Here is a 14226-nt window from a genome sequence, read left to right as displayed (position 1 = left end):
TGTGTCATGAAAAATTATAAAAAAGGATTATTAGCTGCCATGGTGCTTGCAGCCATGTCACTTATGGCTGCTGACGATAAAATCATATATGTAAATACTTTTGATGATGAAAATGGTGAAAATGCAAATAATTGTTCATTGCGTGAAGCGATAGAGACAGCAAGAAAAAATGCCGCATTTGGTGGATGTAAAGCTGGCAATACAGCAAATGGACAAAACGACATTATTCAACTTGAAGCTGGTGAATACAAACTCAGTTTAGGTGAATTAGTTCCAGAGACACAAATTACGATTCAAGGCAAAAGTCGCTGGAATTTTGATGTTAAAAATAAATTAACAGGAAATTACCCTGCATACGAAGCAATCAAAACCACAATTAATGCCCAAGGAAAATCCCGTATTTTAAATACGGGCAAAACTGAAGCAAATGTTGTGATGCAAAGTGTTCGTTTAACTAATGGATATTCTAATACCCGAGGGGGAGCTGTAAATGTCGGCGGAAGTTTTGTGCTTAGTAACGGCATTATTGATAACTCTAAGGCGGATATTGCAGGTGGTGCAATTTATGCCTCTACGTTAAACACCGAAAAAAATGTAGATTTAGTGAGTACATTAGTGCAGTCAAATCAGGCACCTAAAGGTAGTGTCTTGGCAATGGATTGTGTGGGTAATTTTGGTGATAGTAAGCCTAATATTAGTTTCACCCAAAGTAGCTTTATTGAAAATGGTTCAGCGAATAGTCAAAGTATATTTGATTACTGTGGCCAAGTTACTTCAGTACTGATGGCAAATACCATAGCAAAAAATAGGGCAAGTGCAACAACAGGTAGTATTATCAAAGCGATTGATAATACGGTAAACAATAGTGTTGAGCGTCTAAGTGCTGCATCTTTATTCAGCTTTACCAGTAACACCATTGTTGAAAATGATGCCTACAGTACTTATTACTATGATAAAAATGGTTCTAAATCATTGGCTTTTAATGTCTTAGCATTTAATAAAACCGGTAAATCTTGTCGATATCTGAATAATACAGTACCTGATAAAACCCAAATATTTTACGCGACAGGTAATGCTTTTGAGTTAACAGAAGCATTATGTGATTTACCTGAAAGTGTTTTGACTAGCACCAATAGCTCTATAAAGAATATTGATGTAAAAAATAATGCGATATCGACTTATCTCACACCTTTACAGGAAACATCTGAATATAACCTATATTTACCTTTGTATTATCCACTGAAGACGAATTTAGCTACAAGCCTAATGAATACTGGTCTTAGTAATTGTTCGGAAAATGATCAAAGAGGGCTGGTTCGTATTACAGATGGGACTTTGCAACTTAATCCAGATTCTCGCAATAGTTGTGAAATTGGTTCTGTAGAGTCCATGGATCTTACGGCAGCCGATGTTGAGGAGTTAACAAATTCATCGATAAAGGTCTTAGTAAAAGGTTATCAAGATGAAATTGATGGACTTAAAGCAGATATTAATGATCCCGTATATAAAGAATATAAAATTGCGAATCAAGAAGACTTATCGGTCAAAGAAGCTGAACTAGCTGCATTGAAAAACAATTTAAAATATCGGGCAATTTATTTTAATCCTTTTGAAAAATCGCTACCTCAAGAAGTAACTGTGATTGGCACCCAATCAAGACAATTACAGAAGTTAAATGCAGATAATTATACGGTAAGTGCAAAACCGCTGGGAATTGGTTCAGAAATTACAATCGCATCAGGCCAGGCATCGGTAGTTGGTGGTGATCTAGATGATTTGAAATGTGAATGGGATGCTAAACTTCATAAAGTTGTGATTTATAGAGCGGGTGGAGATGTAACGGATGCAACAGATTTCGCATTTTGCCAATATACTTTGACCGAAAAAACCAATACATCAAATAGTTCTTCAGGAATTCTAAAAGCTGTATTTAAAAATATTGAACCAATTGTTGAAAGCAAAACTTATTCAATTGATCCATCAAGTAATTTGACTTTGAACATTGATAACTTAATGCTGAATGCCAGTGAGGAGGGAGATGGTCCATTAGCTACACTCCCTTCAGGCAAAGCATTGTGGAATAAAGATGTTAATGGATTAGATTTGCCGATTCATTTAGATAGCATTCCTGCGGGCCTGAATTTTACAGCTGAACGCAGTGGACAGTGTCCAGGGAGTTATGTCAAAGAGACCTGCTATGGTGGAAAGCTTTCTTTTAGTGTGAAAAATAATCTGAGCCAATTTGATTACCCTGTCAAATATTCGGTATTTGATTCCGAGGGAGCAAAATCCAATTTTGGTATTTTAACTTTGAAAAATACAGCTAAAAACACCAATACCTCATCGAGTGGTGGTGGATCTTTTGGAATATTAGGTTTAATCAGTTTGTTTGGTTTAGTAGTCTATCGTCGTCGAATGAACTAGAATTCAATAGCAATAAAAAAACCCTCTCACAGAGGGTTTTTTATTGGCAAACATATTAAAAAAGTGTCTAACTTAATGCACTGTAATAGCGGGTTGCAAGTATTTATTAATATACTCATCACGAATAGCTGAGCGTTCATCTGGAGCTGCACTTTGCATACGTGTGGCTAATTCTTTACGCTCTAACGTACTCATTTTTTGCCATGTTTCTCGCATGCGCTGTTTTTCTGCATCAGGAAGTTGAGTAAACCAATCCATACGTTGCTGTAAGCTAACGCTTTGTGCAGCAGGAATTTCTTTCAAAGTTTGGTATTTTTTTATGAGTGCTTGTTGCTCAACATCAGATAATGCATCCCAAGTTTCATTGACTTGAGTATCCGCGTCTTTAGAGAAAATCCAAAAACGATCAAAGCCTGCAAAACTTGTTTGCAAAAAACTGAATGCACAAAATGCAATTGCGATTTTTTTAGCTGCCATGTGGAACTTTGTCCTCACCCAGAACCATTAACATTTCAAGATCTTCCACCATTTGAGGTGAGAGTTTTGGGGTTGAAATCACTTGATTTTGTGGTTTCTCATCTAAAATAGTTGCATTCGGTAATACAACAAAACCAGCGATTGCAGCGGCTAACGCAAAGCCTGACATTTTCCAAAAGCCGTAGCGAGAAGTTTCATGCTGGTGAATTTCTTCAAGCACGTTATTCATGACATTGGCTTTGTCTTTGTGATGCTGTGCGAGTCCATCAAGCTTGGAAGTTACTTGCTTTAAGAAATCATCTTGTTTCATTCGGATGATCCTCCCATATGTGGATTCAAATGTGCCAAAGCGGTACGTAAGCCTTGAATGGCACGGTGGTAATGTGTTTTCACACTGCCTTCGGAACAATTCATAATTTCTGCAGTGGTATGCGTATCGAAACCTTCCCAAGCTCGCAACATAAATGCTTGTTGCTGGCGAACAGGAAGCTCTGCAATGGCATTTTGTATTTCATCTGCAGTAACTGCTTGATCTAAGAAGTCGAATGGATTAGGCGTTGATTCATCAACAACATCTTGCAATTCAACATCATCGTCATCAAGACTAACTTTTCTGAATAAAGAAAATGGTTGAGAACGGCGAGCCTCTTTACGACGCCAATCCTGCAATTTATTATTTAAAATGGTGTAAAACAGGGGATACCATTCATCTGTAGATTTGTCAGCATAGGCTTTATGCAATGATATAAATGCTTCTTGGACTAAATCCATAGCAATGCCATGTTGTCCGTGTGTTGCACTTTCCATCATTACTAAAGCACGTCCCGTTACTTCATTCATGAAGTTTTTCAGGCGAGATTCAGCTGTGCTCTTCAGAACACTACTATTTTGGGTCTCGGACTGTTTGGGTGCTAAATCCATAGGGATGGAAAATCCTGTCATTGGACACCCACCATTATTTCCATATTCATACTTAAATAACGTTGGAAATAATGGTTAGGTTGACAAAAAGAATTATTATTTTTCTAGTGTAATCTATTTTTTTGAATGGTCGCGTCTTAATAAAATAAAGTAACGATTTTACTGACGTTGGCGAACCATCTCAAAAAAGCAGATTGAACCGGCAATTGCGACGTTAAGTGATTCTTGTCCACCAGGTTGGGGAATGGCAACTGCTTCCGCATGTTTTAATGCATATTCAGACACACCCTGGCCTTCATTACCTAAAATCCATACACATTGCTGGCGTAAATTTTTTGAATATAGGTTTTCAGACTGATGTGAGCTGGTAGCATAAACAGGAATTTTGAACTTTGGCAAAATATCTTCAAGGACGATATTTTCATAAGTATGTACTGAGAAGTGCGCGCCCATGCCTGCACGTAAAACACGTGGAGACCAAAGCGATGCTGAACCTTTAGTACATACAATTTGTTCAATACCCGCTGCAGCCGCAGAGCGGAGCAAAGTACCTACGTTACCAGGATCTTGAATATTGTCTAAAATTAAGGTGTCTTCAGTAAAGTTGAGCGCTTCACTTGAGTTGGGTAAGTCAACAATCGCTAGGCAAGCAATTGAAGTACCTAATGTACTGATATCTTTATAAAGTGATTCACTTAGAATAAACACTGTACCTAAATATTTTTCAGCAATTAGGTCAAAATCGGCGTGATTAATCGCACTTTCAGTGGTGAAAATAGATTTAATTGGTCGTTTTGCATCTAACCAAGAGAGAACCAAATGGGTGCCTTCTAAAACAGTTTGACCTTGTTTTTTACGATAGGCATTTTGGTCGATTAAGCCACGCAGATGCTTAATTTTAGGATTGTCTTTTGATTCGAGATAAATCAGGGCCATGGGAAAATATCCACGAAAGTCAGCTGAATAACTGACTTTCGTTAAAAGGGTAAATATTAGTTATGATAAGAGGTGACTAAATCAACTTCATTTTTAGAACCAATAATCACTGGTACACGTTGATGAAGTTCAGTTGGTTGGATGTCAAGAATGCGTACACGACCTGTAGTAGAAGCACCACCAGCTTGTTCCATAAGCATACTCATTGGGTTTGCTTCGTACATTAAACGTAGGCGACCTGCTTTTTTCGGATCTTTAAAGTCGTATGGATACATGAAGATACCGCTACGGCAAAGAATACGGTGAATATCACCCACCATGCACGCAACCCAACGCATGTTGAAGTCTTTTTCACGTGGACCAGTTTTACCTGCAAGAAGTTCGTCTACATAGCGTTTAACAGGCTCTTCCCAATGGCGTTGGTTCGAAGCATTGATGGCATATTCTTTGGTGTCAGCAGCAACTGCAATTGCATCTTTTGTTAATAAGAATTCTTTGCTTTCTGGGTCAAATGTAAAGAATACAACGCCAGCGCCAACAGTTAGTGCCATCATAGTTGATGGGCCATAGAGCACATAACCTGCTGCAGCTTGGTTAACACCAGCTTGCATGAAGTCTTCTGCTTGTGTTACAGCATTTTTAGCTGGAAGAATTGAGAAAATTGTACCTACACACATGTTGATATCGATATTGCTTGAACCATCAAGCGGGTCAAATAATACTAAGAATTCACCATTTTCTTGCGCTGGTGTGAATTCATCTAATTCTTCAGAAGCCAAACCCCCTACATGTGGGTGAACTTTTAAAGCATCGATTAAATAGTCGTTAGAGATAACGTCGAGTTTCTTTTGTTCTTCACCTTGAACGTTTTCGTGTTGCGCGCTACCCAATACGCCAGCCAAAGCACCTTTTTGTAAAAGAAGGTCGATGTCTTTGCAAGTATTACCAATTGTTTCAATAACTTGTGCTAATGCAGGAGTTAGATTACCACTTTGTTGTTGTAAAAATTGGGAAAGGGTGAGATTTGACATGACAGGAAAACTCCAAATATTGATTTATCAAAAATGATAAAAACGTGATTGTGCAACATTTTAGATGAGAACGACGCAAAAGAAAAATCATACTCGACTATTTGCCTTCATTTTACCCTTGCAAGTCTGGTTGAACATGCTATGTTGAAGGAGGTATAAAAATCCAATGACAGGGAGCACAACAATGACCACACAAAAATTTGATGCGACTCCAACCGCAACTGAAGGATTGAATTTAGACAATATTTCTGCAGATACTGTGAAAGCTGCGTGGAGTGGCTATGAGTCGAAGGCAGAATATAAAAAGTTCAATAAGCATGATTTGATTGAATCTATGCACGCTGAAAAAGAAAATTCTGAATCGGTAAAAACAGAAGCCTAATGGACTGGGTTTTGTATAAAAAAGCACTCAATTTGAGTGCTTTTTTATTGCTAGGTCTACCATCCTGAAAATAAACTTATTTCAATAGTGGTGGAACAGCTTCGTAGTTAATTTCTACACGGCGGTTTTCTTTCCATGCATTTTCATCATGACCCGCATTGATTGGCATCTCTTTACCATAACTTACAGCTTCAAGTTGGTTTGGATTAACACCTGTTGTTACTAAAAAGCTTTCAACCGCTTTAGCACGACGTTCACCCAACGCCATGTTGTATTCACGTGTGCCACGTTCATCGGTATGACCTGTTAAAGCAACACGTGAATTAGCATTCGCTACAAGGAACTGTGCGTGCGCTTGCAGTGTTTGAAGATCTTCATTGCTGAGTTCAGAACTGTCGTAATCGAAGTGTACGACGCGCTTTGCTAAATACGCTTTATTAGCTTCAGTTACACCTTTTGATGAGGCACCTGCAAGGTTTTGTGCATTAAGCGCTGCATCTTCACTTAGGCCTGTAGTATTTACAGTGGTAGAGCTAGACGGATTTTGTCCTGCTTGAATATCTGCTGCAGGTTTGCGGCTTGCGCAACCTGTCATGACCAAGGCAGTGGCTAAAACAGGAAGAGCAAATAATTTTACTGCGTTCATTTTCATCTCCATGACGATTCATTATGATGTTTAATAAAAAATTTATGAGCTAAATGCTGAATAAAAAATTATCAATTCAGTTATTTTACTTTGGTGCCCAAGCAGGTTCACGAACTTCGCCTTGTTCACTTGGTAAGTTCATGCGGAAGCGTCCATCTAAAGACATAATTGACAATAAGCCGCGGTTCGCTTCACGTGTTGCATACACCACCATTTGACCATTTGGCGAGAAGCTTGGAGATTCATCCAAACTCGTAGGCGTCAAAATATTGGTCACACCTGAGTTAATGTCTTGTACGGCAACTTTATAGTTACTGCCACTTGGACGATGCACTAAAGCTAATTTTTTACCATCAGCACTTAAAGTGCCACGGGCATTAAATGCACCACGGAAAGTCAAACGTTTTACACTTTCAGCACTTAAGTTGTAGGTATAAATTTGTGGAGAGCCACCACGGTCAGAAGTAAAGATAAATGATTTGCCATCTGGTGCATAACGCGCTTCTGTATCGATGGCAGTATCATTGGTCATCCGTTTTAGCTGACGGCTTTGTAAATCCATTTGGTAAATTTCAGGGTTGCCATGCATAGATGCAGTGAACAACATGCTTTTACCATCGGGAGAGAAGCTTGGAGCACCATTTAAACCACGGAAGCTTGCCACTTTTTCACGGCTACCAGTTGCTAAGTCTTGAATGTAAATCGCAGGACGTTTGGTTTCAAATGATACATAAGCCAGTTTTTTAGCATCAGGTGTCCAAGCAGGGGAAAGGATTGGATCACGTGAAGTTAAAATGGTGCGTGGCTGCTCCCCATCTGTGTCGGCAATTTGTAGGGTATAGCGTTGATCTGGAGTTGCTGCATTACGCAGAACATAAGCGATACGACCACTGAAGTCACCAGGAATACCTGTTAAAGCTTGATAAATCGCATCACTGATCATATGCGCTGCTTGACGTGAACGTGAAGCTGGAACTGTCAATAGTTCATTTAATAAGTATTGCTTTTTTTCGACATCGTATAGTTGATAGTGAATTTCATATGAACCGTCAGCTGTTGTTTTTGATGTTCCTGTTACAACATAGGGAACACCTGCCGCCTGCCAAGCTTCTGCATTTGGAGAATTCATCCCTGCAGTTGCAGCTAAGTTCTTAGACGCACTGGTAAATTTTCCTGAACGATTCAAATCGCTTTCAACTACAGGATAAATATTTGTGTCATTGCTAAAAGGGACAATAGCAATTTTAGGCGCTGCTTCAGGCGCCTTAGTGATTTCAAGATGAAGCTGTGCATGTGTTTGAGTGACTAAAACTGGACTCAAAGCGGTCATAATTGCTAAGCAAAGAAGATGTTTACGCGTCATTTCCATCATTCGCTAACTACTCTAAAAATGTGAGTTATTGTCTGTATTTGGTTGTGTCACATAATGGCATGATTTTGGATTATTAAAAGCATGAAAATATGACTGAACTGTTATAACACTGTGAAAAATGCAGAGATTTTATTCGAGTTCACTGAAGTTTATCTTAAAAGTGGTGCAGACAACATCACATTTTGAACTGGAAATGATAATTCTATATAGTTGAAATTTAATTTTTGAATCAAATATTTAGAAGAAATATGTAGCTCTTGATTAGAATGAATTTTCCAAAGTTTGCCATATTCAGAAGAAATATAAAAAAATCCCCGCAATCAATGCAGGGATTTATCAAAGTTAATTTGAAGATCTAAATGTAGAGGTAAAGCTTTGTGCTTCACGTCTAGCATCAGGGTCGCTTGGCATTGGGTACGGTGCTGCAGCACGAACCGCCGCTTCAATACTGGCTTTCATGTCCGGATCACTCGAGTTTACGATTACTGATCGGACTGAACCACTTTCTGATAATGTCACCCGAGCAGTTGCCGATTTACCCGCAGAGTCAGAAGGTGTGTCCCATGCACGACGGATTTTATTTTCAAAATCTTTCTTTGCAGTAGATGCAATCTTCTTCGCTTCAGCCTTTTTCTGTGCGGCTTCTTCAGCTGCTTTTTTAGCTGATGAAGCTTTGGCTTCTTCGGCTGCACGTTCGCGTGCTTCGGCATCGGCTTTAGCCTTTGCATCGGCGTCTGCTTTACGTTTTGCAGCTTCCGCATTGGCTTTAGCTTTTGCATCGGCGTCTGCTTTACGTTTCGCCGCATCTGCATTGGCTTTAGCTTTCGCATCAGCGTCTGCTTTACGTTTTGCAGCTTCCGCATTGGCCTTGGCTTTCGCATCTGCATCCGCTTTACGTTTTGCTGCGTCTGCATTGGCCTTAGCTTTTGCATCAGCATTGGCTTTTGCCATTGCTGCAGCTTTGACTTTGTCAGCTTCTGCTTTTCTTAACGCATCTGCACGGATTTTTTCAGCCTTGGCTTTGGCATCAGTATCTGCTTTACGTTTTGCTGCGTCGGCATTGGCTTTCGCTGTGGCATCTGCTTTTGCTTTAGCCGCATCTACTTTGGCATCTTGTTGAGCTTTTAATTTAGCCGCTTCAGCAGCTTTAGCCTTTTCTTGAGCGCGTTTAGCATTGTCCGCAGCTTTTTGTTCAGCAAGCTGCTGTGCTTTTGCTGCGGCAAGTGCTTGTTGTGCTGCAATCTGTGGATCCGCTTTAGGTGTTTCAGTCGGCTTTGGTGGAGCAGATGTTGGAACTTCAGGTGCAGGTTCAACGCTAGGTTCTACTGTTTGCGTGATTTGTTCAGTTACATTTTCATGTGCGGTTTCATCAAACTCAGTGACTTCACGTGTTACAGGTTTTAAATCTTCCGGTTTTACCAAAACAGTGGTTATTTTTTTAGGAGGCTCAGGTGGTTTACTCATGCCAAGATAAAGTAAGCCAACCACAGCGACGACATGCACACCTAGTGTGAAACCAATCGCAACGGCTTTTTGTTTAAAAGGCGGCTTTTTGAAATCTTTCATAAATTATTTTAATGGCTCAGTCAGTAAACCTACTTGTGTTAAACCTGCATCTTGAAGTGCTGACATGAGCTTCATGACTTCACCATAGGGACGAGATTCACTGCCGTTAATGAGCACACTCATTTGCTTTTTCTGTTCGTTCGCTTCATTTTGCGAAGCCGTTAAAACAGATTTTAGTTCATCGAGTGTGAGTACATCATCTTGATGATTTTTATCTTTGAGAGTGATCGTGCCATCCGCCTTAAGTGTAACAATCGCAGGGCGATCTTCCGCTTGCATAGGCGTGCCATTTGCCTGTGGCAAGTCGACCTTGACACCAGTGGTGATCATTGGTGCGGTCACCATAAAAATCACCAAAAGAACTAACATGACATCAATATAAGGTACGACGTTCATGTCACTTTTTAAAGGTTTTTTAATGCGCTCAAAGCGTCCAGAACGTTGAATAGCCATTAGTCATTGTCCTGAGTTGAACCTACAGACTGACGTTGTAATAACGCAACCATTTCTTCGGCAAACAGCGCACGATCGTTATAAACGGCTTCGCCTTTGGCTGTAAAATGGTTAAAGGCTAATACCGCAGGAATTGCAGCAAATAGACCGATGGCAGTCGCAATCAGAGCTTCAGCAATACCTGGCGCAACCGTTGCAAGTGTAACTTGGTCAACATCAGCCAAGCCGATAAAAGCATTCATAATGCCCCAAACGGTACCGAATAAACCGACATAAGGTGCAACTGAACCAATGCTGGCAAGGGCACCTAGACCATTTTCAAGATGACCTTGATCACGGCTTAAACCCACACGTAAAATACGTTCAGTGCCTTCAATTGACTGTTCTGATGTCGCACTGCGTTTTTTTAGTTTGAAAAATTCGCCCATACCTTGATAGAAGATATCTTCAAGGCCAACACGTTTCGAGTTGAGTTGGGCATTGTTGTATAAAGTGTTGAGTTCGGCGCCAGACCAAAAGATTTTTTGGAAATGTTCATCATCGGCCTGCGCTTTTTTATAACTCATGTGTAACTTGGCAATCAGATACCAACTGAATAACGACGCTAAGAGCAGCAGGAGCATTACCAGTTGTACGATAGGACTTGCTTGTAAGATGAGGTCTGAAACTTTGAGTGTTGATTCTAGTTGAGTTGCCATAGTTACTACATGTGCCAAATAATTTTTTTAATCTTGTTCCAATTCTTTCAGAATCAGTTCACGTATTTCATCAGGAAGGCGACGGGGTCTCATCTCTGCACTGATACATGCCAATTCTACCTCACCTGATGCCAGCATAATATCACCACGATAAATATTTTGTTGCAACACAAATGACGTAGCCTTACACGAAACTACACTTGCTGTAACAGTAATCAGGTCATCCATTAATATAGGACGTGAATATTTCACATTTATTTTATGAACGACAAAGTTGTAATCTTTTTGATGCCAATAATGGTCTACACCTGAAGCGCGTAGCCATTCTGTGCGGGTACGTTCCATAAAGCGAATATGATTTGCGTGGTAAACAATGCCACCTGCATCTGTATCTTCAATATATACACGAATGTTGAATTCGAATTTATTCGCCATGAGAGTGTTCCGTCTTTATAAAATCTGAAAAATATTGGTCTGCACTTCAGCAAAGAATTAGAGCATTTAAAAATGGCGATAATTCAATGATTCGTCAAGTGCTTCAATGACGGGCAGTTTAGCACCGTGAGTCATCAGTCCAATGGCACAAGGTTTCAACTCACGTAAATCTTTAACTTTCGTAGTTGTAATTATTGATTAAAAAAGAGACTGCTTTTAATTTGTTTGTTCATCTAATTTAAATTTTGCATCGACAAAATCTTGTAGTTGAGCTGCTAAATATCCTGCAATATGAAAGTGAGTTTCTTCCATTTTCTTTTTCTGTTGCTTTGGAAGTAATGCTTTTAAAGATTCATACATATACGTTAAGCAGCAAAAGCCAAGGCCAATAACTAACATGAGTAAAAGTTTATTAGGTAGATCTATCCAGAAAAACACATAAACGAGTATGACTAAAGCAAAGAATGAGAAGCTGAAATACAACGTATTAATTTTTGCTGGCTTAAAGTTTTCCTTGACCAAAGCTTGTACGTCGTCGTGATAGTACGTCCCAATAAAAATGAGGGCAGAAGTATAGTTGAAGCTCAGGTTTTTTATACGATATGCAGAAGGCGATTGTTTAATAGTTAAGATATTATCTTCACTTACTTCTATGGTTTCTTTGCTAAGAATGTTTTCACATTCGACAGTGATAAAATAATTGTATTCTGTGTGGAATAAGCTTTCAAAATCACTCATTTGTTTTGGGCTAAATGAACTGATAGGTTGTTCTCTGGGAATGTGTTCAATGGCACTATCTAATGGTAGGTTTTGAATGTAATCGCTATTAATTTTGTTAATTATTCTATTCTCAAGATTTATCATTTTAGTTTATTGTTTGTAGTGGATTGAATTTATTTTAAAAATTTAAATAAATATGCAGGGAGCATTTAACTCCCTGAAGTCGTTCAGTGAATTATCGTTTACTTATCTTTCGGCTCTGGTGGTGTCATCCCAAACTGTAAATACGCCATGTTGGTGGCAATACGTCCACGTGCAGTACGCATGACATAGCCTTGCTGAATGAGGTAGGGCTCGATCACATCTTCTAATGTGCCTGAATCTTCAGCCATAGCTGCAGCCAAAGCTTCAACACCTGCAGGGCCGCCGTCAAAACGTTCCAATAACATTGAAAGATAACGACGGTCTAAAGTGTCTAAACCATCTTTATCGACATTCAACATATCTAAAGCACGTTGCGCCATTTCTTGGGTCACTTCGCCTGTACCTTTGACTTGGGCATAATCTCGAACACGGCGTAATAAACGGTTGGCAATACGTGGCGTACCACGTGCACGACGTGCAACTTCCAGTGCGCCATCTTCAGTAATCGGTACATCCATTAAGTTTGCTGAACGAGTCACAATATGAGTCAGATCTTTTACGGAATAGAACTCTAAACGTTGCACAATCCCGAAACGATCACGTAAAGGTGAGGTGAGTAGTCCCGCACGTGTGGTTGCTGCAACTAATGTAAATGCAGGTAAGTCGAGCTTGATAGAACGGGCAGCTGGTCCTTCACCAATCATGATATCCAACTGATAGTCTTCCATGGCTGGATATAAAATTTCTTCAATCACAGGTGAAAGACGATGAATTTCGTCAATAAACAGTACGTCACCTTCTTCAAGGTTAGTCAGCATGGCTGCCAAGTCGCCGGCACGCTCAAGTACTGGGCCAGAGGTTGACTTGAGATTGCCACCCATTTCATGTGCAATGATGTTGGCAAGCGTCGTTTTACCTAAACCTGGTGGGCCAAAAATAAGTGTGTGATCGAGTGCTTCACCACGGCCACGGGCAGCGCCAATGAAAATTTCCATTTGTTCGCGGACAACGGGTTGCCCGATGTAGTCTTTGAGTGTGGCAGGGCGGATAGCACGATCAAAGTGATCTTCGGGTTTTTCTGAACCACTGATAAGACGGTCTTGCATATTGAATAAACTAATCTCGTGAGCTGAGCATTTTGATGCTGCATGCACAGCCTCAAATCTTGATTTGTATTTTGCTACCATTGTGTAGGCATTATTTTACTTTTGAAAGATCAAAAGTAACAAAAATCTTTTGTTGAGTTGAGGATACGTCGTGTATCCCAACTCAACAGGCGACATCCATGTCGCCTTTAGCATTGCCAGTGTTGGCTTGCGTTTAATAGGTATTTACTTATTCATCGACTTTAAGGCAGCACGGATGATATCACTGGCTTCGGTGAAGTCACCTTTGGCAGCATTCACTAATTTTTGTGCTTCTAGTGGTTTGTAGCCCAGTGATTGTAATGCAGCTTCAGCTTCTGCAACGGCAGAATTACCGGTAAATTGGATTTGCTCCGAAGTTGAATTGCTTGGTACTGTGCCAGATGACATCGCTTTAAAACGGTCACGAAGTTCAATCATCAAGCGTTCTGCAGTTTTCTTACCCACACCTGGTACTTTGACTAAAGTATTTACATCTTCATTTTCAACTGTATGAATCAGCATTTCGACACTTAACGTTGAAAGAATGCCAAGCGCCATTTTGGGCCCAACACCATTTACTTTAAGTAAAGTACGGAAAATTAATTTTTCTTGTGGGTTACTAAAACCATAAAGCAGTTGTGCATCTTCACGTACTGCAAGATGTGTCCAGAGCGTAACTTTTTGACCTTTTTGTAGTTGGCAAAATGTAGAAAGCGGAGTGTCAATTTCGTAGCCTACGCCATTTACATTAAGTAATACTGTTGGTGCTTCCAATGCTAGCACTTCGCCAATTAAGCATCCGATCATGTCATTTATTCACTTTATTTCAGTTTAGTCTGAGCTATTTGCTCAATTTCAATTTGTTGTGAGATTAGCGTGAAGGCCAGCGAATTA

General features: G+C 39.8%; 16 protein-coding genes. 2 read left to right on the top strand and 14 right to left on the bottom strand.

Going from position 1 to position 14226, the window contains the following annotated elements; translation table 11 throughout:
- The first annotated feature begins 6 nt into the window (after positions 1 to 6).
- A complete protein-coding gene (locus A9J31_RS10445; RefSeq protein ID WP_067765277.1) occupies positions 7 to 2424 on the top strand; it encodes a CSLREA domain-containing protein in 2418 nt (805 codons plus the stop codon).
- Between the two features lie 72 nt (positions 2425 to 2496).
- On the opposite strand, the gene A9J31_RS10440 is transcribed toward A9J31_RS10445, so the two are convergent.
- The 5 genes from A9J31_RS10440 to A9J31_RS10420 form a co-directional block, all read right to left on the bottom strand.
- Positions 2497 to 2901 carry a DUF3106 domain-containing protein gene (locus tag A9J31_RS10440; RefSeq protein WP_067765275.1) on the bottom strand — a complete coding sequence of 135 codons (405 nt, stop codon included), beginning with the start codon at positions 2899 to 2901 and terminating at the stop codon, positions 2497 to 2499.
- On the bottom strand, positions 2891 to 3211 hold the full coding sequence (locus A9J31_RS10435) for a hypothetical protein (RefSeq protein WP_067765271.1): 321 nt from the start codon (positions 3209 to 3211) through the stop codon (positions 2891 to 2893). Before A9J31_RS10435 ends, A9J31_RS10440 begins: the two co-directional genes overlap by 11 nt.
- On the bottom strand, positions 3208 to 3822 hold the full coding sequence (locus A9J31_RS10430) for an RNA polymerase sigma factor (RefSeq protein ID WP_067765268.1): 615 nt from the start codon (positions 3820 to 3822) through the stop codon (positions 3208 to 3210). The genes A9J31_RS10435 and A9J31_RS10430 overlap by 4 nt, the downstream gene beginning before the upstream one ends.
- A 159-nt stretch (positions 3823 to 3981) precedes the next feature.
- Positions 3982 to 4758 carry a TrmH family RNA methyltransferase gene (locus A9J31_RS10425; RefSeq protein WP_067765262.1) on the bottom strand — a complete coding sequence of 259 codons (777 nt, stop codon included), beginning with the start codon at positions 4756 to 4758 and terminating at the stop codon, positions 3982 to 3984.
- Positions 4759 to 4814: 56 nt separating this feature from the next.
- On the bottom strand, positions 4815 to 5789 hold the full coding sequence (locus A9J31_RS10420; protein ID WP_067765260.1) for a class 1 fructose-bisphosphatase: 975 nt from the start codon (positions 5787 to 5789) through the stop codon (positions 4815 to 4817).
- 184 nt (positions 5790 to 5973) lie between these two features.
- Between A9J31_RS10420 and A9J31_RS10415 the strand changes: the two genes are divergently transcribed.
- Entirely contained in the window at positions 5974 to 6171 is a 198-nt protein-coding gene (locus A9J31_RS10415) for an NF038105 family protein (protein WP_067765259.1), read from the top strand.
- Between the two features lie 76 nt (positions 6172 to 6247).
- Here A9J31_RS10415 and pal read toward each other — a convergent pair whose 3' ends face one another.
- From pal to ruvA, 9 genes are all read right to left on the bottom strand, one after another.
- Complete coding sequence (pal, locus tag A9J31_RS10410) at positions 6248 to 6817, bottom strand: peptidoglycan-associated lipoprotein Pal (RefSeq protein WP_067765258.1); 570 nt, start codon at positions 6815 to 6817, stop codon at positions 6248 to 6250.
- A gap of 85 nt (positions 6818 to 6902) precedes the next feature.
- The gene (tolB, locus tag A9J31_RS10405; protein WP_171256694.1) at positions 6903 to 8186 is read right to left on the bottom strand and encodes a Tol-Pal system beta propeller repeat protein TolB; all 1284 of its coding nucleotides are present in this window, start codon (positions 8184 to 8186) and stop codon (positions 6903 to 6905) included.
- A gap of 345 nt (positions 8187 to 8531) precedes the next feature.
- Positions 8532 to 9755: a cell envelope integrity protein TolA gene (gene tolA / locus A9J31_RS10400; RefSeq protein ID WP_067765254.1), complete on the bottom strand. Its 1224-nt coding sequence runs from the start codon at positions 9753 to 9755 to the stop codon at positions 8532 to 8534.
- A gap of 3 nt (positions 9756 to 9758) precedes the next feature.
- Positions 9759 to 10208: a protein TolR gene (gene tolR, locus A9J31_RS10395; RefSeq protein ID WP_067765250.1), complete on the bottom strand. Its 450-nt coding sequence runs from the start codon at positions 10206 to 10208 to the stop codon at positions 9759 to 9761.
- Positions 10208 to 10906, bottom strand: coding sequence for a protein TolQ (gene tolQ, locus A9J31_RS10390; protein ID WP_067765248.1), 699 nt, complete (start codon positions 10904 to 10906; stop codon positions 10208 to 10210). Before tolQ ends, tolR begins: the two co-directional genes overlap by 1 nt.
- Before the next feature lie 27 nt (positions 10907 to 10933).
- The gene (gene ybgC / locus A9J31_RS10385) at positions 10934 to 11341 is read right to left on the bottom strand and encodes a tol-pal system-associated acyl-CoA thioesterase (protein ID WP_067765246.1); all 408 of its coding nucleotides are present in this window, start codon (positions 11339 to 11341) and stop codon (positions 10934 to 10936) included.
- A 216-nt stretch (positions 11342 to 11557) separates the two neighbouring features.
- Entirely contained in the window at positions 11558 to 12205 is a 648-nt protein-coding gene (locus tag A9J31_RS10380) for a hypothetical protein (RefSeq protein WP_150923016.1), read from the bottom strand.
- Positions 12206 to 12303: 98 nt separating this feature from the next.
- Positions 12304 to 13311: a Holliday junction branch migration DNA helicase RuvB gene (ruvB, locus tag A9J31_RS10375; RefSeq protein WP_067765755.1), complete on the bottom strand. Its 1008-nt coding sequence runs from the start codon at positions 13309 to 13311 to the stop codon at positions 12304 to 12306.
- A 225-nt stretch (positions 13312 to 13536) separates the two neighbouring features.
- Complete coding sequence (gene ruvA, locus A9J31_RS10370) at positions 13537 to 14139, bottom strand: Holliday junction branch migration protein RuvA (RefSeq protein ID WP_067765241.1); 603 nt, start codon at positions 14137 to 14139, stop codon at positions 13537 to 13539.
- Positions 14140 to 14226: the final 87 nt, after the last annotated feature.

The sequence above is a fragment of the Acinetobacter gandensis genome (genome assembly GCF_001678755.1).
GTDB lineage: Bacteria > Pseudomonadota > Gammaproteobacteria > Pseudomonadales > Moraxellaceae > Acinetobacter > Acinetobacter gandensis.
This window is presented reverse-complemented; position numbering and strand designations above follow the sequence as displayed.